At 58.8% G+C, this 17,603-nt stretch carries 15 protein-coding genes and 1 tRNA gene; 10 read left to right on the top strand and 6 right to left on the bottom strand.

What is annotated here, in order from left to right:
* Window positions 1-112 precede the first annotated feature (112 nt).
* On the bottom strand, window positions 113-844 hold the full coding sequence (locus tag BPSY_RS08670; RefSeq protein ID WP_033495385.1) for a response regulator transcription factor: 732 nt from the start codon (window positions 842-844) through the stop codon (window positions 113-115).
* A 45-nt stretch (window positions 845-889) separates the two neighbouring features.
* Entirely contained in the window at window positions 890-3,142 is a 2,253-nt protein-coding gene (glgB, locus tag BPSY_RS08665) for a 1,4-alpha-glucan branching protein GlgB (RefSeq protein ID WP_033495387.1), read from the bottom strand.
* Between the two features lie 122 nt (window positions 3,143-3,264).
* Here glgB and BPSY_RS08660 point away from each other — a divergent pair, with 122 nt between their 5' ends.
* Window positions 3,265-3,858 carry a CarD family transcriptional regulator gene (locus BPSY_RS08660; protein ID WP_033495389.1) on the top strand — a complete coding sequence of 198 codons (594 nt, stop codon included), beginning with the start codon at window positions 3,265-3,267 and terminating at the stop codon, window positions 3,856-3,858.
* 165 nt (window positions 3,859-4,023) lie between these two features.
* Window positions 4,024-4,524 carry a 2-C-methyl-D-erythritol 2,4-cyclodiphosphate synthase gene (locus BPSY_RS08655; protein WP_033495522.1) on the top strand — a complete coding sequence of 167 codons (501 nt, stop codon included), beginning with the start codon at window positions 4,024-4,026 and terminating at the stop codon, window positions 4,522-4,524.
* Window positions 4,525-4,557: 33 nt separating this feature from the next.
* Here the strand turns inward: BPSY_RS08655 and BPSY_RS08650 are convergent, their stop codons facing one another.
* The 3 genes from BPSY_RS08650 to BPSY_RS08640 all read right to left on the bottom strand — a co-directional run bounded on the left by BPSY_RS08650 (window position 4,558) and on the right by BPSY_RS08640 (window position 7,364).
* A complete protein-coding gene (locus tag BPSY_RS08650) occupies window positions 4,558-5,394 on the bottom strand; it encodes a metal ABC transporter permease (protein ID WP_033495391.1) in 837 nt (278 codons plus the stop codon).
* The gene (locus tag BPSY_RS08645) at window positions 5,391-6,302 is read right to left on the bottom strand and encodes an ABC transporter ATP-binding protein (RefSeq protein WP_051921866.1); all 912 of its coding nucleotides are present in this window, start codon (window positions 6,300-6,302) and stop codon (window positions 5,391-5,393) included. The genes BPSY_RS08650 and BPSY_RS08645 overlap by 4 nt, the downstream gene beginning before the upstream one ends.
* Window positions 6,303-6,377: 75 nt before the next feature.
* The gene (locus BPSY_RS08640; RefSeq protein WP_033495393.1) at window positions 6,378-7,364 is read right to left on the bottom strand and encodes a metal ABC transporter solute-binding protein, Zn/Mn family; all 987 of its coding nucleotides are present in this window, start codon (window positions 7,362-7,364) and stop codon (window positions 6,378-6,380) included.
* A gap of 120 nt (window positions 7,365-7,484) precedes the next feature.
* On the opposite strand from BPSY_RS08640, the gene BPSY_RS08635 reads away from it, so the two are divergent.
* From BPSY_RS08635 to pyk, 6 genes are all read left to right on the top strand, one after another.
* Window positions 7,485-8,363, top strand: coding sequence for a bifunctional methylenetetrahydrofolate dehydrogenase/methenyltetrahydrofolate cyclohydrolase (locus tag BPSY_RS08635; protein ID WP_033495395.1), 879 nt, complete (start codon window positions 7,485-7,487; stop codon window positions 8,361-8,363).
* A 111-nt stretch (window positions 8,364-8,474) separates the two neighbouring features.
* Complete coding sequence (gene rpsA, locus BPSY_RS08630; RefSeq protein WP_033495397.1) at window positions 8,475-9,959, top strand: 30S ribosomal protein S1; 1,485 nt, start codon at window positions 8,475-8,477, stop codon at window positions 9,957-9,959.
* Window positions 9,960-10,152: 193 nt separating this feature from the next.
* Window positions 10,153-10,827 carry a dephospho-CoA kinase gene (gene coaE, locus BPSY_RS08625; RefSeq protein ID WP_081884359.1) on the top strand — a complete coding sequence of 225 codons (675 nt, stop codon included), beginning with the start codon at window positions 10,153-10,155 and terminating at the stop codon, window positions 10,825-10,827.
* Between the two features lie 66 nt (window positions 10,828-10,893).
* Window positions 10,894-13,005: an excinuclease ABC subunit UvrB gene (gene uvrB / locus BPSY_RS08620; protein WP_033495524.1), complete on the top strand. Its 2,112-nt coding sequence runs from the start codon at window positions 10,894-10,896 to the stop codon at window positions 13,003-13,005.
* 92 nt (window positions 13,006-13,097) lie between these two features.
* Entirely contained in the window at window positions 13,098-14,093 is a 996-nt protein-coding gene (locus BPSY_RS08615) for a TerC family protein (protein ID WP_033495401.1), read from the top strand.
* A gap of 159 nt (window positions 14,094-14,252) precedes the next feature.
* Complete coding sequence (gene pyk, locus BPSY_RS08610; protein WP_033495403.1) at window positions 14,253-15,695, top strand: pyruvate kinase; 1,443 nt, start codon at window positions 14,253-14,255, stop codon at window positions 15,693-15,695.
* Window positions 15,696-16,107: 412 nt separating this feature from the next.
* On the opposite strand, the gene BPSY_RS08605 is transcribed toward pyk, so the two are convergent.
* Window positions 16,108-16,707 carry an NUDIX domain-containing protein gene (locus tag BPSY_RS08605; RefSeq protein ID WP_033495405.1) on the bottom strand — a complete coding sequence of 200 codons (600 nt, stop codon included), beginning with the start codon at window positions 16,705-16,707 and terminating at the stop codon, window positions 16,108-16,110.
* Between the two features lie 112 nt (window positions 16,708-16,819).
* Between BPSY_RS08605 and BPSY_RS08600 the strand changes: the two genes are divergently transcribed.
* Window positions 16,820-16,893, top strand: a tRNA-Leu gene (locus tag BPSY_RS08600).
* 83 nt (window positions 16,894-16,976) lie between these two features.
* On the top strand, window positions 16,977-17,591 hold the full coding sequence (locus tag BPSY_RS08595; RefSeq protein WP_202961808.1) for an ANTAR domain-containing response regulator: 615 nt from the start codon (window positions 16,977-16,979) through the stop codon (window positions 17,589-17,591).
* Window positions 17,592-17,603: the final 12 nt, after the last annotated feature.

Below are 17,603 nucleotides of genomic sequence, written 5' to 3'. Positions count from 1 at the left end.
AACCGATAGGTCGTTCTGGATCCACATGTGGTGAAGAGCTATGCTTCGAAGCCTTTTGCATGGTGTTGTGCGAAACCTGTTCCCTGAGCGTTGTGGCGGTTGACGATGGCGATCAGGCTGCCGGACCTGATTCCGGTGGTTCGAAGGCATATCCGACTCCGTGCACGGTTCTGATCATCTCCGAGCCGAGCTTGTGCCGCAATGCCTTGACATGCGAATCGACCGTACGGGTTCCGGAGGCATCCACCCAGTCCCAGACCTCCTCGAGCAGTTTCTCGCGTGTGAGCACGGACTTCGGCTTACGGGCGAGTGTGGCCAGCAGATCGAATTCCGTAGGTGTCAGATGGATCTGCGTGCCATCCATCGTGACGATGCGCTGGGCGGGGTCGATGATCAGCGAGCCGAAATCGAGCACCTTCTCGTTTTCCGAATTCTTCGCAATGACCTTGGCCCTCTCGACCCTGCGGAGCAGCGCCTTGCACCGTGCGATCAGCTCTCTCATCGAGAAGGGCTTGGTCATGTAGTCATCGGCTCCTGCGCCGAGACCGATCACCTTGTCCGCCTCGTCATCGCGTGCGGTGAGGATAAGCACCGGCACGGGCCTTTCGGCGACGATGCGCTTGGTGGCCTCAAGACCATCCATGACGGGAAGCATGATATCCATGATCACCAGATGCGGGCGCAACTGTGCCGCAGCCTGAACCGCGCTGGCTCCATCGGATGCAACCCTCGCCGTCCAACCCTCCGCCGTCAGTCGCTGTGCGATGGCCGTGGCCAACGTCGGTTCATCCTCGACCACCAGGATCGTATGCGGTTTTGCGGGAGACATTGAATTATTGATCATACTCACGTTAGCCTTACTTTGTGGATGCGCTCAAGGTGCATCGTGTCAGTCCTCAGGTACCAAGAATAGTGCTCCTAGCGCAGGAATCGTGAGTTTCACCGACCATTCACGAGAATGATAGGCTTCCTCCTGCGCCACGAAGCTTCCATTATGGATGTCGGAACCTCCGTAAATCGCGTCGTCAGTAGTCAGCATCTCCTTCCATGCACCGCCCTGGGGAAGCGGTACCTGGTAGTCCTGCCAAGCGTTTCCTGAGAAGTTGACCACAACGACGATCTGCTCGCCTCCACTGCCGATGCGCAGGAAGCTCAGCACATTGTGATCGGAGTCGTCACTCGTCAGCCATTGGAACCCTGCCGGATCGAAATCCTGGCTCCACAACGCGGGGCTGTTCCGGTACAGTGCATTCAGATCGGAGACCAGCCGCTGCACGCCTTGGTGATCCTTCCAGTTCAGCGAGTCCCAGTCGATGCTGTGCTCGTTGTTCCATTCGCCGAACTGGGCCATTTCGTTGCCCATGAAGGTCAGCTTCTTGCCGGGATGGGCCCACTGGTAGGCGAAAAGCGCCCTGACGCCGGCGAAACGCTGCCAATCGTCACCGGGCATGCGTTCCATCAACGATCCCTTGCCATGAACGACTTCGTCATGGGATATCGGGAGCACATAATGCTCGGAATAGGCATAGACCATCGAGAAGGTGATCTCATCATGATGGTATTTACGGTTGATGGGACTCTCATGCATGTATTCGAGCGTGTCGTGCATCCATCCCATATTCCATTTGAGCCCGAATCCGAGACCACCGGCATCGGTCGGTGCGGTGACGCCCTGCCATGAGGTGGATTCCTCGGCGATCATCATGATGCCGGGATTGTCACGGTAAGCCGTGGCCGTCGTCTCCTGGAGGAAGGAGATGGCCTCGAGGTTCTCACGTCCGCCGTAGATGTTCGGGTGCCATTCGCCGTCCTTGCGGCTGTAATCGAGATACAGCATCGAAGACACCGCATCCACTCGCAAGGCGTCGATATGGAATTCCGACAACCAGAACAGGGCGTTGGCGACCAGGAAATTGCGTACCTCGTTGCGTCCGAAATTGAAGACGTAGGTACCCCAGTCGGGATGCTCACCACGCTGGGGATCGGGATCCTCATACAATGGCGTCCCGTCGAAGCGTCCGAGCGCGAAGTCGTCTTTGGGGAAATGCGCCGGAACCCAATCCATCACCACGCCGATGCCGGCCTGATGCAATGAGTCGATCAGATACTTCATGTCGTCATAGGAGCCATGACGGGAATCCGGGGCGTAGTAGCCGGTCACCTGATATCCCCAAGAGCCGGTGAACGGGTGCTGCGTCAGCGGCATGAACTCGACATGCGTGAAACCGAGTTTCTTGACATAGTCGACCAGTTGATCCGCGAGCTCATGGTAATCGAGGCCCTCTTTCCAACTTCCCGCATGGACCTCGTAGATGCTGATCGGGCCGGCATGGGGATCGCTGCGCCTGCGACGATCCATCCAGTCCTCATCCTTCCAGACATGATGGGAATCAACCACGATGGAGGCCGTGGCCGGAGGGATCTGGTGGCCGCGCTCCATCGGATCGGCCTTCATCTTCCACTCGCCATTGGCATTGAGGATTTCGAATTTGTAGAGCGCCCCCGCATGCAGGCCGGGTATGAAGATCTCCCATATGCCGGAGGATCCGATCTCGCGCATCGCGTGCCTGCGACCATCCCAGGAGTTGAAGTCTCCCACCACCCGGACCGCATGCGCATTCGGAGCCCAGACCGCGAAGGACACCCCATCGACCTGTCGCCCCGGCGTCCCGTCGGCGGATCCCATCGGATCGTCATAATGCAGGACATGCGCGCCAAGAACCTCCCACAGACGTTCATGCCTTCCCTCGCCAAAGAGATAGATATCCACATCACCGACCGTCGGCAGATAGCGATAGGGATCGTCCTCCACCAACGTCACCCCGTTCTCATAGGTGGTGCGTATCCGGTAATCGGGCACCGACCATTGCGACCCGCTGCTTTGCGCGGGGACCACGGCGGTGAAGATGCCGTTGAACTCGTGCTGGGCCGTGTACTCACCGGACTGGGTGATGATGACGACGTGCTTCGCCAACGGTCTCAGTGTCCGTATCGTCACCGAGCCCTCGGCCTCTTCGCTGCCGAGATGCCCTCCGAGAATCGCGTGCGGATTATAGAATCTTGCATTGCTGACTGAATCGAGGACGCCATAGTCCACGGGTGACGGCGTTGTACGGTGGTCATCTATATTTAGAGTCTCCATATATTGAGTCTATATGCTCTCAGCGCATTGGGGATACCGTGTTCCCCCGATACGGATGCACAGGCACAAGTCTGACCGTTATGGCAGAATTATTCGAGTTTTGCATTTAGTATGGAGGGTTCATGGCATATAACGTCGGCGATATGGTTGTCTATCCGCGTCACGGCGCAGCAAAGGTTGAGGCCATCACCGAACGGACGGTCAAAGGGATAACCCGGCAGTACATCCAGCTTTCCGTGTTGTCCTCGGATGGTCTCGTGATTAATGTCCCCGTTGATAACGCGAAAAAGGTCGGCGTGCGAGACATCGTCGGCGCTCGCGAGGTGGCCAAGGTCTTCGAGATCCTGCGCACACCCATCATCGAGAAGGAGATGAACTGGTCACGCCGCTACAAGCTCAATGTCGAGAAGATCGCCACGGGTGACGTCAACAAAATCGCCGAGGTGGTGCGTGACCTCGCTCAGCGGGATGTCGATGAGCATGGCCTTTCCGCAGGGGAGAAGCGCATGCTGACGAAGGCACGGAGCATCCTGACCTCCGAGATCGCGCTTTCGGAAGGTCTGGACGAGGAGGAGGCGCAGCGCCTTCTGGACGTCAATCTCGGCTATGCCGATCCGCGGCCCGGGGATGATAAGCATCATTCCAAAACACCGAAGGAACCCGCGACCGAGACGCTTGCGCGTCTGGATGCGGAGAGCAAGAAGTCGAAGAAGTAAGCAGTATGACAGGCATGGGTGAGGGGCCGGATGAAGGGATCCGGCCCCTCACCCATATGCAGAGGCCATGCACCGCAGGGCACAGGCATTCGCACATCGATGACGACATGCCTGACGACGATGGGACTTGTTATGACGGATGACGCTAATTCAGGAATCGCTGCCATGCGGGTGGGTATGGGATTCGACGCCCACAGGTTTTCATCGCCGGACAGTGGCAGGGGGCTGTGGCTCGCCTGCATGCGCTGGGAGGATGCCGAAGCCGAAGGCCTCACGGGGCTGTCCGGTGATTCAGATGGCGACGTTGCGGCGCATGCACTGATCGACGCGTTGCTCTCCGCCGCGGGTCTCGGCGATATCGGTTCCTTCTTCGGCGTCGGACCGCAATCCAAGGGTGCTCATATGCATGGGCGCGACATGATACGTGAGATATCGGTGATGCTTGCGGGCAACGGCTGGTCGGTCAACGGCGGCAGCGTGGTCGTGGTGGCGCAGCGGCCCCGGGTCGCGCCACGCAGGCAGGATGCCTCCGTGGCGATGAGTCAGGCGCTTGGGGCGCCGGTGACGCTTACCGCATCGACCACCGATGGCATGGGCTTCACTGGTGACGGACAAGGCATCGCGGCCATGGCGACGGCTACCTTGATTCAGCACACGACACTGTAATCACGCCTATGACCGCTGCCCGAGCGGCCCGCCCTACGATCTGCGTGAGGCCACGAATTTGGTGATCGCCCAGAGCACGGTGGAGATGCTGACGATCATGAAACTCGGCGGGGTCGGGAACATCGCCGAGAGCACCAGACCACCCCATATGGAGACGAGGCAGAGCGCTCCGGCGAGAATCATCGCGCGGAAGGGCGATGCGACGATGATATTCGCCGTCGCCGCAGGAGTGACGACCAGGGCGAAAATCAGCAGGGTTCCCACCGCCGGGACAGCGATGGTGATCACACCGGCCATCATCGCCATGAAGATGACATTCATCACCGCGATATTGATGCCCTTGGCCTGGGCGACCTGCTCGTCGAGAGAGCTGAAGAGCAGGGGACGATAGACGATGGTGACCAGAAGGATCAGCAGCACATCGAAGATCAGGAAGCCGATGATCTGCGAGCTGGTGATGGTCAGAATGGAACCGAAGAGAATCGATTGCATCTGTTGCGAAGCCGAGGTCGACAATCTGGCGAAGAACAAACCGAGACCGGTCGCGAAGGCCAGCACGGTGCCTGTGGCGATTTCCCGCTGAGTGGCGCGTTTGCCCAAGGCCCCGATGACCAGGGCCCCGCCGAGGGCGAACACCCCGAGCCCCACCGAGACGGGCAATCCGAAGAGCACGGCTCCCGTGGCCCCGGGCAGGCCGATATGGGCGAGCGCGTGGGCGGCGAAGGTCGAATGCCGGGCGATGGTGAAGTAGCCCATGACTCCGGCGGCAACGGCGATGCACAGGCCGGCCAGTGCGGCGTTCACCATGAAAGGCGCGTGCAGGGTCTCCATCCAGCTCGGATCGAATGAAAAATTCACGGAACTGTTCATGATGCCCTTCCTCCCTCGGTGCGCTTCATCGCCGAATCCGAATGTGTGTCCTCGGTCTGGCCCGGATGATGATGGAATTTGGCGACGTCCTCGGCGTTGTGCGTATCGGGGGTGACGTCCTGTGGCTCGTCCGCGCTGGGCGTGACGAACATATCGCCTTGTGGGGTGGTGACCACCTGAACCGTCGTCCCGTACAGGTGGGTCAGCAGGTCGGCGTCCAGAACCGTGTTCATCTCGGCGTAATGGGGATGCCCGTCAAGCAGATAGACGGCACCTGTGAGAATCGGCAGCAGCATATTGAGATCGTGGGCCACCACCTGAATGGTCATGCCGAGTTCGTGATTGAGCCTGGCCAATACATGGACCGTCGCGCGCTGGCTGGCCAGATCGAGGTTGGCCAGGGGCTCGTCGAGCATCAGCAGTTTAGGATCGGCAACCAGAGCCTGGGCGATCGCCACCCGTTGGCGCAGACCGCCTGAAAGCTGGGAGAGACGCATATGCGCCTTGTCCGCGATTCCGGTGAAGTCCATCGCCTCATACGCTTTTCGACGCTCGGTCTCGGTGGTGATGTGCAGACCGAAGCGTGTCCCGGTAAGTCCCAGAAGCACGGATTGTTCGGCCGTCAGATTGGAGTCGATATCCGAGGTGTAGCTCTGCGGCACGTAACCGATGCTTTCGTTCGCCTTTCCGGCGGGCTTGCCGAGTATCGTTGCGGATCCCGTCTTCAGTGGGATGAGCCCGAGCTCTGCGTTCATCATCGTGGTCTTGCCGGTACCGTTGGTGCCGACGATCGCCGTGACCGTACCGTTCGGAATACTGAAATTGCCATGCGACCAGATGATCCGGCCGCTCCGCTCTACTGAGGCATCCTTGAATACGATGCACTCCTGCGCTGGATGTTCTTGCATGGATGGCTTTCTACTGTTGCGCCTTGACATATTGTTGCGATGCGGGGCCTGCAAGCGAGAAGCGGCATGGGCCGTTCACTTGGTGCTTGAGGCACTCCTATCTGGAACAGTACTCGTACTCGCCGATGGCGGCGCCGAGACGGAGGACTTGGCTGTGTCTTCGCTGATTTGCGTAATCAGCGCGCTGACCCATTGCTCCAAGGTCGTGGTGCCCTGCGGCATCTGTTCGCTGACATCGATCACCGATATGCCGGCGGTCCGCGCGGCCTCGACCAATGATGCACTCGCGTCGTCGCTGGTCTGGGGATTGTCGATGAGCAGATCCGCCTCCTGCTTGTCGAGGAGCGATCTGAATGACTTGAGATCGGCCGGCGCGGCTTCGCCTGACGATTGGACCGAGCGCAGGTAGCCCTCCGGCGTCACATCCTTGAAACCGAGATCGGCCATCAGATAGTATGCGACCGCTTCGGTGGCGGCGTATGTGAGGTCGTTGTGGCCTTTGGCGAAGGCGGTGATCCGTTTCTCAAGTGCCGTCTCGCTTTTCTGCCAGGTACTGAGCTGCGTGTGGAAGTATGTTTTTTCGCTTGGCAGGATCTTGCTGAGCGATTCGGTGATTTCCGTCGCCATGTTCTTGCGTGTCTCCTTGGAGAACCACAGATGCGGGTTGTCGCCTTCCGAAGCCCCCACGGTGTCGGCCGCGCTGACCAGAACGCTGCTCTTGCCCACGGCCTTGGTGGCCCAATCGTCGTAGCCTGCGCCATTGACGACCAGCATCTGCGCCGTGGATATTTTGGAGATGTCCGAACTGGTGGGTTCGAAGTTGTGCGCATCCGCATTGGCGCTGCCGAGAATGGATGTGACCTTGACCTGCGAGCCTCCCAGCTCCTGCACCAACGAGCCCCATTGCGCGGTGGAGGCCACCACCGTGACCGGACCCGCAGGCGTTGCGGTGGTCGTCTCGGGCGCGCTGCCGCGCAAGGAACATGCTCCGGTGGCGGACACCAAAGCCACAACGGCGAAAACGGCCGCTGCACGGGCATAATCACGCAGTGTGCGCTTCATGCGTTGCCTTCTTCTTGATCTGTTGTGCGTCCTCGTCCGGCATAAACCGTGGTCTACTCATCCTGCTTTCACGATAGCCTATATCGCGAAGCAATGTGAGCAGAATAGGAGCCTGGTCTTATGGCATTGAAACTCGATGGGATCGCAGTCGCGGCAGCTATCAAGTCTGACTTGAAGTCAAGGGTTTCCCGTCTGGCGGCACAGGGTGTGCAGGCCGGGCTGGGCACGCTGCTGGTCGGTGACGATCCGGGTTCATCCAGGTATGTGGCGGGGAAGCACAAGGACTGCGCCGAGGTGGGCATACGGTCTTTGCGCAGGACGCTGCCTGCGGATGCCGATTTCGAACAGATCCTGTCGGTTGTGCGGGACTTCAATGAGGATCCGGCCTGCACCGGATTCATCGTCCAGCTGCCTCTGCCGCGTGGCGTCGACGCGAATGCGATCATCGACAGCATCGACCCCGCAAAGGATGCCGACGGCATGCACCCTTACAACCTCGGCGAATTGGTGCTGCATCCGAAGGGTGAGCTCAGCACCCCCTTGCCATGCACGCCTCGCGGTGTGATCGAACTGCTGAAGCGTTACGACATAGACCTTGCAGGCAAGAGGGTGTGCGTGCTCGGGCGCGGGATCACGATAGGACGGACCATAGGGCTGTTGCTGACCCGGAACGAGGTGAATGCCACGGTAACGCTCTGTCACACGGGCACGGTCGACGTGCACAGGCATCTGCGTGAGGCCGAGGTCATCATCGCGGCGACCGGCAGCGCGGGAATCGTCACAGCCGATGATGTGGCGCCCGGCGCGGTGCTGGTGGACGTCGGTGTTTCAAGGGTTCAGGATCCGGAAACAGGCGCATGGCGCATCCGTGGGGACATCGATCCGGCCGCCCGTGAGCAGGCCAGCGCATACACGCCGAATCCCGGGGGAGTGGGTCCGATGACGCGGGCGATGCTGCTCAGCAACGTGGTCGAGATTGCCGAGCGCGGCCTCGCATGACAAATGGCGTGTTTTCGCCTATTATTAACACTGAATGTGTCGAAATGACAGATTCCCATAATTTAAGACAGATCTTATCCGTTCACAATCTACAAGAAAAACAATCAATTAATGGCAGAGAATATCACAGAAGCCCAGAAGGTAGCGATTAACGATATCGGCACCGAGGAGGACTTCATCAAAGCAGTCGATTCCACCATCAAGAACTTTGATGATGGCGATCTGGTTGAGGGCACCGTTGTCAAGGTCGATCATGACGAAGTGCTGCTGGACATCGGCTACAAGACCGAGGGCGTAATTCCCTCCCGCGAGCTTTCCATCAAGAAGGATGTCGATCCTGACGAAGTGGTTCAGGTCGGCGACTCCATCGAGGCTCTTGTCGTCACCAAGGAAGACAAGGAAGGCCGTCTGATCCTTTCCAAGAAGCGTGCTCAGTACGAGCGTGCCTGGGGAGACATCGAGAAGATCAAGGATGCCGATGGCGTTGTCGAAGGCACCGTCATCGAAGCGGTCAAGGGTGGACTCATCGTGGACATCGGTCTGCGTGGATTCCTGCCTGCATCGCTTGTTGAAATGCGACGCGTCCGCGATCTCAGCCCATACATCGGGCAGAAGATCAAGGCCAAGATTCTCGAACTGGATAAGAACCGCAACAATGTGGTCCTTTCCCGTCGTCAGTACCTCGAAGAGACGCAGTCCGAAGTCCGCGAGACCTTCCTCTCTCAGCTCAAGAAGGGCCAGATCCGCGAAGGTGTGGTCAGCTCCATCGTCAACTTCGGCGCATTCGTCGATCTTGGCGGCGTAGACGGACTGATCCACGTTTCCGAGCTGTCCTGGAAGCATATCGATCACCCGAGCGAGGTTGTCAAGGTCGGAGATAAGGTCACCGTCGAGGTGCTCGATGTCGATATGGACCGTGAGCGCATCTCGCTGAGCCTCAAGGCAACGCAGGAAGATCCGTGGCAGCGTTTCGCACGTACCCATGTTCCAGGACAGATCGTCAAGGGCAAGGTCACGAAGATCGTGCAGTTCGGTGTCTTCATCTCCGTCGAAGACGGTATCGAAGGCCTCGTGCACATCTCCGAGCTGGCCAACCGCCACGTCGAGAACCCTGAAACCGTCGTCAAGCCCAACGAAGAGGTCTTCGTCAAGGTCATCGACGTCGATTTGGATCGTCGCCGCATCTCCCTCTCGCTCAAGCAGGCCAACGATTCGGTCGATCCTTCATCCGAGGATTTCGATCCGGCTCTGTACGGCATGCCGGCCGAGTACGACGAGAACGGCAACTACAAGTATCCGGAAGGTTTCGATCCCGAGACCAACGAGTGGATCGCCGGATACGAGAAGCAGCGCGAGGAGTGGGAAGCCCAGTACGCGGCAGCTCACGACCTTTGGGAAGAGCACAAGGCCTTCGTCGCCAAGGAGATCGAGAACGCCGCGACCTCCGCAGCCGAAGATGGTCAGGAGTCCGCTGCCAAGGAGAAGAAGGCCGAGGAGACCTCGACCTATTCTTCCGAAGCGGGCAATGAAGGAACTCTTGCCGCCGACGATCAGCTTGCAGCACTGCGCGAGCAGCTGCTGAGCGAAAAGAACTGATCGCTTCTACCACGCATCACCAGTCACACGGGAAGCCCGGTTTCGACCGGGCTTCCCGTGTATCATATGTGCCTCATGCACGAACACGTCGGCAAAGGCTTCGTGCCGCACGGTGCGGCGCCGAAGCCCGGTGCCGGGACCACCGCACCATGCCCATGCGGGTCTGCACCCGCGTCAAAAGGAGATGACAGGAATGCGAATTGCTCTGACGGGCGGCATCGCAGCGGGGAAGAGCACCGTATCCCGGCGATTGCAAAGCCTTGGCGCATATGTGATCGATTACGATGAACTGTCACGTGCCGTCATAGAACCGGGCTCGGTCGCCCTGCAGCGTATCGTCTCCCGCTTCGGTTCCGCCGCATTGGATGCGAAGGGCCGGCTGAACCGTTCATGGATGGCTTCCCAGGTCTTCGCACCGGGCCATGAACGGGAGAAGAAGGTCCTCGAAGCGATTATCCATCCTCAGGTCTATGCGCAGGCCGCGCGTCTCGAAGAGCAGATGCTCAAGCAAGGTCATGCTTCCGGCATCGCGAGGACGGATGCCGATTCCTCTGCCGATGCCCGGGGGAGTGCGGCTCCATCGATCATCGTCCATGAGATTCCGCTGCTCGCTGAGGTTGCGGCGAGTATCCCCTTCGTCTTCGAGCATGTGATTAGTGTGGAAGCGCCTGTTGACACGCGTGTCGAGCGGATGGTCGAGGAACGGCACATGTCGCAACGTGATGCGCTGAACCGGGTGAACAGCCAGGCGACACGTTATGAACGGGAAGGCGTGGCGGATATCATCATCGACTCATCCGAGGGAATCGAACAAATGTTCGAGCGGGTTGATACAGTGTATGAGGAGCTGTCGAAACAGGCGGTGTGATGTCTGAATCGACGGAGGGGTGATGCAGGCGCCCGGGCGACGGAAGATGCTGAGAGAGGAATGGCCATGGGATTTGAGATCGAACGGACGAACGCACCATTCGTGGTGAAGTCGCCGTACCAACCTTCAGGAGACCAGCCAGCCGCGATCAAGCAGCTGACCGAACGCATCGAAAACGGTGAGAACGACATCGTGCTGATGGGTGCTACCGGAACCGGCAAAACGGCCACAACCGCATGGATGATCGAGAAGCTGCAACGGCCGACCTTGATCATAGAACCCAATAAGACACTTGCCGCCCAGCTGTGCGCGGAGTTCCGCGAGCTGATGCCGGACAACGCCGTCAGCTACTTCGTGTCCTACTACGACTACTATCAGCCGGAAGCCTACATCCCGCAGACCGATACCTACATCGAAAAGGATTCCAACATCAACGATGATGTGGAACGCCTGCGGCATGCGGCAACCGCCAATCTGCTGACCAGACGCGATTGCGTGGTCGTCGCGACGGTGTCGTGCATCTATGGTCTGGGAACCCCCGAGGAATATGCGGGCAGGATGCTGCTCCTCAAAGAGGGGCAGGAGATGAACCGCGACGATCTGCTGCGGACCTTCGTGCAGATGCAGTACAAACGCAATGACATCGCATTCGTCCGCGGCACCTTCCGGGTGCGGGGGGATACGGTGGAGATCATTCCCGTCTATGAGGAGCTCGCCATACGCATCGAGTTCTTCGGCGACGAGATCGAACGCATATCGACACTCCATCCTCTGACGGGTGATGAGATCGGCCATGAGGATCAGATCCACATCTTCCCCGCGACGCATTACGTCGCAGGTCCGGACCGTATGGAGCATGCGCTGAAGACGATCAAAAGCGAGTTGGATGAACGCGTCGCCGAGCTGCGCAAACAAGGCAAGGAGCTTGAGGCCCAGCGTCTGACGATGCGAACCACATACGATTTGGAGATGCTGACGCAGATCGGTGTCTGCTCGGGCGTGGAGAACTATTCGCGTCATTTCGACGAACGCGCGCCGGGTACTCCGCCGCATACCTTGCTTGACTTCTTCCCCGACGACTTCCTGCTCGTCATCGATGAATCGCATGTGACCGTCCCGCAGATCGGGGCCATGTTCGAAGGCGATGCCAGCAGGAAGCGCACACTGGTCGAGCACGGGTTCAGATTGCCGAGCGCGATGGACAACCGGCCCTTGAAGTGGCCTGAATTCCTGGATCGGGTCGGGCAGACCGTCTATCTGTCGGCGACTCCGGGCAATTACGAGATGGGCCTGTCGGATGGCGTCGTCGAGCAGATCATCCGACCGACCGGGCTGGTCGATCCGAAGATCGAGGTTCGGCCCACACGCAGCCAGGTGGATGATCTGCTCGCGGAGATCAAGGACCGTGTCGCGAAGCATGAGCGTGTGCTGGTAACGACACTGACGAAGAAGATGGCGGAGGATCTGACGGATTATCTGCTTGAACGTGGCATCAAGGTCGAGTATCTGCACTCCGATGTCGACACACTCAGACGTGTCGAGCTGCTCAGGGAACTGCGCCAGGGAAGCATAGACGTGATCGTGGGCATCAACCTGCTGCGCGAGGGGCTTGATCTGCCGGAGGTCTCCCTGGTGGCCATTCTGGATGCGGATAAGGAAGGGTTCCTCAGGTCGTACCGTTCGCTGATCCAGACGATAGGCCGTGCGGCCAGGAATGTCTCTGGAACGGTGCTGATGTATGCGGACAAGCGTACCGATGCGATGACCAAGGCCATCGATGAGACGAATCGTCGTCGCGACCGTCAGATCAAGTACAACACCGAACATGGCATCGATCCGAAGCCGCTCATCAAGAAGATCAGTGACGTCAGCGACATGCTCGCCAATGAGGATATCGACACCAAGAGCCTGCTCGAAGGTGGGTACCGCAATGCCAACAAGGCAGGGAACTCACATCTCGGCATCCCGATCATGGATAAGGACGAAGCGCAGAAACGCCACCAGGAGATTCTTGAGGCCGGGTTGCCGGCGCAGGATCTCACCGATCTCATCAGACAGCTCAGTGAGCAGATGCACACGGCGGCGGAACAACTGCAATTCGAACTCGCCGCAAGGCTTCGCGATGAGATCCGCGATCTGAAGAAGGAACTGCGTCAGATGATCAAGACGCAGCAGTGAGCGAAAGCCCGGGATCCGGGTGTTCCACGCCCGTATCGGGCTTGCCGAAGGGGTGCCGGCATCGTCACCATCGTCACGTATAGTGGTGGATTATGGCTGAAACCCCTCTGGCGTTTATGATTTGCACCTTCGTTGTTCTGGCGGTCTTCTTCGTGGTCGACCTGTTCGTGATCGGACGCAAACCCCACGTCCCCTCGACAAAGGAGTGCGTGCAGCACATCATCTTTTTCGTGGCCATGGCACTGGTCTTCGGAGCGTTGCTGTGGTGGGTCGCCGGCTCCCGCCCCGCCATCGAGTTCTACTCCGGATGGCTCACCGAATACTCCTTGAGCATCGACAACCTCTTCGTCTTCGTGATTATCATGTCGAACTTCGCGGTGCCGAAGCAACTGCAGAAATTCGTGCTGAGCGTCGGCATCACCATCGCGCTGCTGCTGCGTGGAATCTTCATTCTCGCAGGTTCCGCGCTGATCGTCAGATTCACCTGGGTGTTTTTCATCTTCGGCGCCTTCCTGCTGTTCACGGCATTCAAACTCATATCCGGTGGGGATGATGATGAGGAATACCATGAGAACGGGATCATCCGGGTGCTGCGCAAGGTGATGCGGGTGTCCGATCAGTATGACGGCAAGCATCTGCGCACCACACTGGACGGCGTGAAGTACTTCACCCCGATGCTCATCGTGTTCCTCGCCATCGGCACCACCGACGTCATGTTCGCCTTCGATTCGATCCCCGCCATCTTCGGACTCACCAAGGATCCCTTCATCGTGTTCACGGCGAATATCTTCGCGCTGCTCGGCTTGCAGCAACTGTATTTCCTGCTCGGCGCGCTGCTCGACAAACTGGTCTATCTGCCGGTGGGACTGTCCGTCGTTCTGGCCTTCATCGGCGTCAAGCTGATCATGGAGGCCCTGCACGGCAATTCACTGCCCTTCCTGAATTCGGGAAGGCCGATCCATGCGATTCCGGAGATTCCAACCTGGCTCTCACTGGTGGTCATCGTGGTGGCGATCGGGGCGGCTTCGATAGCGAGCGTTATCAAAATGAAGCAGATCGAAGCACAATCGACGGGCGCACAGAAGTAGGCGGAGGCCTTGCAAACATTGGGCTCACATCAATTGTGAGCGCTAACAACACACCGGGCCGATTCGCTGTCTTCCGTCGCCGATTGCTAGTAGACTCGGTTTTGGAAGACGAGGGGATATCTACCCCCCAACCATCAAATAGGAAATAGGCAGGCATTCATGCGCAAAGCCAAGATTGTAGACACCATCGGACCAGCCACAGAATCGTTGGAGAACCTCACCAAGCTCGTCGAAGCGGGTATGGATGTGGCACGACTCAACCGTTCGCACGGAACTCCTGAAGATCATCTCAAGGTGTACGGCAACCTTCGCGAAGCAAGCAAGACAACAGGTCGTAACGTTGCGGCTCTCGTTGATCTGCAGGGACCGAAGATTCGTTGCGGTTGGTTCAAGAAGAACGCTGAAGGTGAAGACAAGGTCATCCTCAAGGCCGGCCAGGAATTCACCATCACCACAGACGACGTCGAGGGTGACGAGAACATCACCTCGACCACATTCAAGGGACTCCCGGGCGATTGCCACCCAGGGGATCCGATCCTCATCGATGACGGCAAGGTCCGCCTTGAGGTGACCAGTGTCGAGGGCAACAATGTGCACACCAAGGTCATCGTTTCCGGCCCGGTTTCCTCGCACAAGGGCATCAACCTCCCAGGCGTCGCCGTGAGCCTTCCTGCACTGACCGAGAAGGATCAGGCCGACCTGCGTTGGGCCATCCAGACCGGTGCCGACATCATCGCCATGTCCTTCGTCCGTTTCGCGACGGATATCGACCGCGCCCACGAGATCATGGATGAAGAAGGACGTCGCATCCCGATCGTGGCCAAGATCGAGAAGCCGCAGGCAGTCGAGAACCTCGAAGAGATCGTCAAGGCCTTCGACGGCATCATGGTCGCCCGTGGCGATATGGCCGTCGAGATGCCATTCGAAGAGGTCCCGCTGGTCACCAAGCGCTGCATCGAGCTTGCCCGTCAGTACGCGAAGCCCGTTATCGTCGCAACCGAGGTGCTGGGCTCGATGGTGCATTCACCGGTCCCGAGCCGTGCAGAGGCTTCGGATTGCGCCAACGCCGTCCTCGACGGCGCCGATGCAACGATGACATCCAACGAGACGGCCGTGGGCGATTACCCGACCGAGACCGTCGGCACCATGGCACGCATCTCCGGATACGCCACCGAGCATGGTTTCGACCGCATCCCCGAGCTGAAGAACCTCGATATGTCTAACGCGGGAGCCGTTTCCTCGGCCGCCGTCGATCTGGCAGAGAAGCTCAACGCCAAGGCCATCGTCGCCTTCACCCAGACCGGCAACACCGTCCACAGGATCTCCCGTGAACGTCCTGCCGCGCCTGTCTTCGGTCTGACCACCAACGAGCACACCTATCGTTGGCTCGCTCTCAGCTGGGGCACCGAGGCGTTCCTGCTGGATTCCGATTATCACGATCTGACCCGTAACGAACTGATGTCCGTTGCGGACAAGACGCTGAAGGAAGCCGGAGCCGTCTCCGATGGCGATCGCATCGTGCTGCTGAGCAGCGCGCAAGGCGAGCATGAGCCAGGACGCACCGATTCCATCTACGTGCACATCGTCGGCTCGGTAGAGTAAGACGACAGCTAGCGCAACATCAATGTGGGGCCCACACGGTGAATCCGTGTGGGCCCCACATTCATACCATGAAGGTTCATGCTATGAAGCTCTGTGCTGTCCAAGGCTGCACCATATACAGCTGTGCCAGGTAACCATGTGCTGTGAAATCGCCGTTATGAAGACTTCAGTCCGGGGCGTTCTGGTCGCTTGGACCTGTTCTTACGGCTTTCTCCTGTGCCACGGTGCCTCTCCATACCACCTCTGTGACCTTCTGCAGCCCGCTGCGGCCTGCACGGGAGCGCGTCATGCTCCGGTGGCTTCGGGACGGCTGGCGAGCGGAGGAAGGGCAGGTGGATATGCAAAGGAACCCCGGATGACGGGAGGCTTCATGGTGGAAGACATCCTTACATCCGGGGTTCCGGGATTGCGATCAGTGCTGTTGCACGTCATCAAGGCCGCAGTGCGCACGCAGCACGGCGATAACCGATTTGGCATCGACTATGACCCCGTTGAGCACCATTCGATAGGCCTCATCCACCGTGTAGAGGCGGACATTGGAACGAGGGGACTCTGGTCCGATGGAGCTGCGATCCACGGCTGTCAGGCCGGTCGCGAGGAACATCGAGGTGTGTTGGGTCGAGAAGCTCGGCGTGTTGATGAAGCGCCCGAACTGGGTGTAGTGCTCGGCTTCGAAGCCCGCTTCCTGACGCAGTTTGCGCATCGCGACATCCAGAGGACGCTCGCTTGGGCTGGTGGCGTGGCCTGCAGGGATTTCGAGTGTCCAACGGTGCGTCGGAATACGGTACTGCTCGACGAAAGGAATCCTGTTGTCCTTCGTCACGGCAAGCACCGCCACGGTATCACCGTTGTTCTCATGAAGAATATAGCGTTCGAAATGACCTACCTGTGAGGATTCGAAGGCTACCCGGTCCACGTTGAAGTAGTGGCTCTCCACGATTTGGCTGCGGGATTCCTCCTTCACCGGTGACGGGCGCCAGGGATCGAAATGACGATATGTCACATTTCCCATGATGTCTCCTTTGGGGTCTCAAATAGCGTTTGTACACTTGTATTGTAGGTCCCACATACCGGTCAGCTTGCGCAGTCTGGAGAATGTGGTAAATTCCCAAAAGGTACAAAAAGCCCCTGTATCCCAATTGGTAGAGGAAACGGCCTCAAAATCCGTGCAGTGTGAGTTCGAGTCTCACCAGGGGCACTGTCCAAGATCTGTCCGATAGATGCGTCCCGGGGAAGCATGGAAGCCTAGCTCGGATGGGAAGTTACGAAATGAGGGTGGCTATGGTTGCAGATAGCGCAGGGGTTGAAGAGATTTCGGAAGGCCGCACGGTTGTTGTGGCCGAGGATGAGGCCCTCATTCGCCTGGATATCGTGGAAGCCCTCAAGGATGCCGGTTACGATGTCGTTGGCCAGGCGGCCAGCGGTCAGGAAGCCGTCGACCTCACCAAAGAGCTGAAGCCCGACGTGGTTGTGATGGATGTCAAGATGCCCGGCAGGGATGGCATTTCCGCCGCAACGGAGATCGGCGAGAACAATATCGCCCCTGTCGTTATGCTTACAGCGTTCTCACAGCGCAGCCTGGTCGAGAAGGCCGCCGATGCAGGCGCCATGGCCTATGTGGTCAAGCCTTTCGTGCCTGAAAAGCTTCTGCCCGCGCTTGAGGTTGCGATGTCCCGATACGATCAGATCAACGCGCTTCGCGATGAAGTGACCGATATGAAGGCCCGTTTCGAGGCCCGTAAACGTGTCGATCGCGCCAAGGGTCTCCTGATGGAGAACATGGGCCTGAGCGAGTCTGAAGCCTTCCGGTGGATTCAGAAGACCTCGATGGATAGGCGTCTGACGATGCAGGAAGTCGCGGATGCGGTTATCGCACAGGTAGACGGCGAAGATTAAACAACAGCATCA

This window comes from Bifidobacterium psychraerophilum, assembly GCF_000741705.1.
Taxonomy (GTDB): domain Bacteria; phylum Actinomycetota; class Actinomycetes; order Actinomycetales; family Bifidobacteriaceae; genus Bombiscardovia; species Bombiscardovia psychraerophila.
This window is presented reverse-complemented; position numbering and strand designations above follow the sequence as displayed.

Excerpts from the sequence above, each read along its gene's own strand:
- BPSY_RS08650 (WP_033495391.1), bottom strand. The coding sequence starts at position 5,394 with ATGAACAGTTCCGTGAATTTTTCATTCGATCCGAGCTGGATGGAGACC.
- BPSY_RS08670 (WP_033495385.1), bottom strand. The coding sequence starts at position 844 with ATGATCAATAATTCAATGTCTCCCGCAAAACCGCATACGATCCTGGTG.
- BPSY_RS08595 (WP_202961808.1), top strand. The coding sequence starts at position 16,977 with ATGGTTGCAGATAGCGCAGGGGTTGAAGAGATTTCGGAAGGCCGCACG.
- BPSY_RS08660 (WP_033495389.1), top strand. The coding sequence starts at position 3,265 with ATGGCATATAACGTCGGCGATATGGTTGTCTATCCGCGTCACGGCGCA.
- glgB (WP_033495387.1), bottom strand. The coding sequence starts at position 3,142 with ATGGAGACTCTAAATATAGATGACCACCGTACAACGCCGTCACCCGTG.
- BPSY_RS08605 (WP_033495405.1), bottom strand. The coding sequence starts at position 16,707 with ATGGGAAATGTGACATATCGTCATTTCGATCCCTGGCGCCCGTCACCG.
- rpsA (WP_033495397.1), top strand. The coding sequence starts at position 8,475 with ATGGCAGAGAATATCACAGAAGCCCAGAAGGTAGCGATTAACGATATC.
- BPSY_RS08635 (WP_033495395.1), top strand. The coding sequence starts at position 7,485 with ATGGCATTGAAACTCGATGGGATCGCAGTCGCGGCAGCTATCAAGTCT.
- BPSY_RS08655 (WP_033495522.1), top strand. The coding sequence starts at position 4,024 with ATGCGGGTGGGTATGGGATTCGACGCCCACAGGTTTTCATCGCCGGAC.
- BPSY_RS08645 (WP_051921866.1), bottom strand. The coding sequence starts at position 6,302 with ATGCAAGAACATCCAGCGCAGGAGTGCATCGTATTCAAGGATGCCTCA.
- uvrB (WP_033495524.1), top strand. The coding sequence starts at position 10,894 with ATGGGATTTGAGATCGAACGGACGAACGCACCATTCGTGGTGAAGTCG.
- pyk (WP_033495403.1), top strand. The coding sequence starts at position 14,253 with ATGCGCAAAGCCAAGATTGTAGACACCATCGGACCAGCCACAGAATCG.
- BPSY_RS08615 (WP_033495401.1), top strand. The coding sequence starts at position 13,098 with ATGGCTGAAACCCCTCTGGCGTTTATGATTTGCACCTTCGTTGTTCTG.
- coaE (WP_081884359.1), top strand. The coding sequence starts at position 10,153 with ATGCGAATTGCTCTGACGGGCGGCATCGCAGCGGGGAAGAGCACCGTA.
- BPSY_RS08640 (WP_033495393.1), bottom strand. The coding sequence starts at position 7,364 with ATGAAGCGCACACTGCGTGATTATGCCCGTGCAGCGGCCGTTTTCGCC.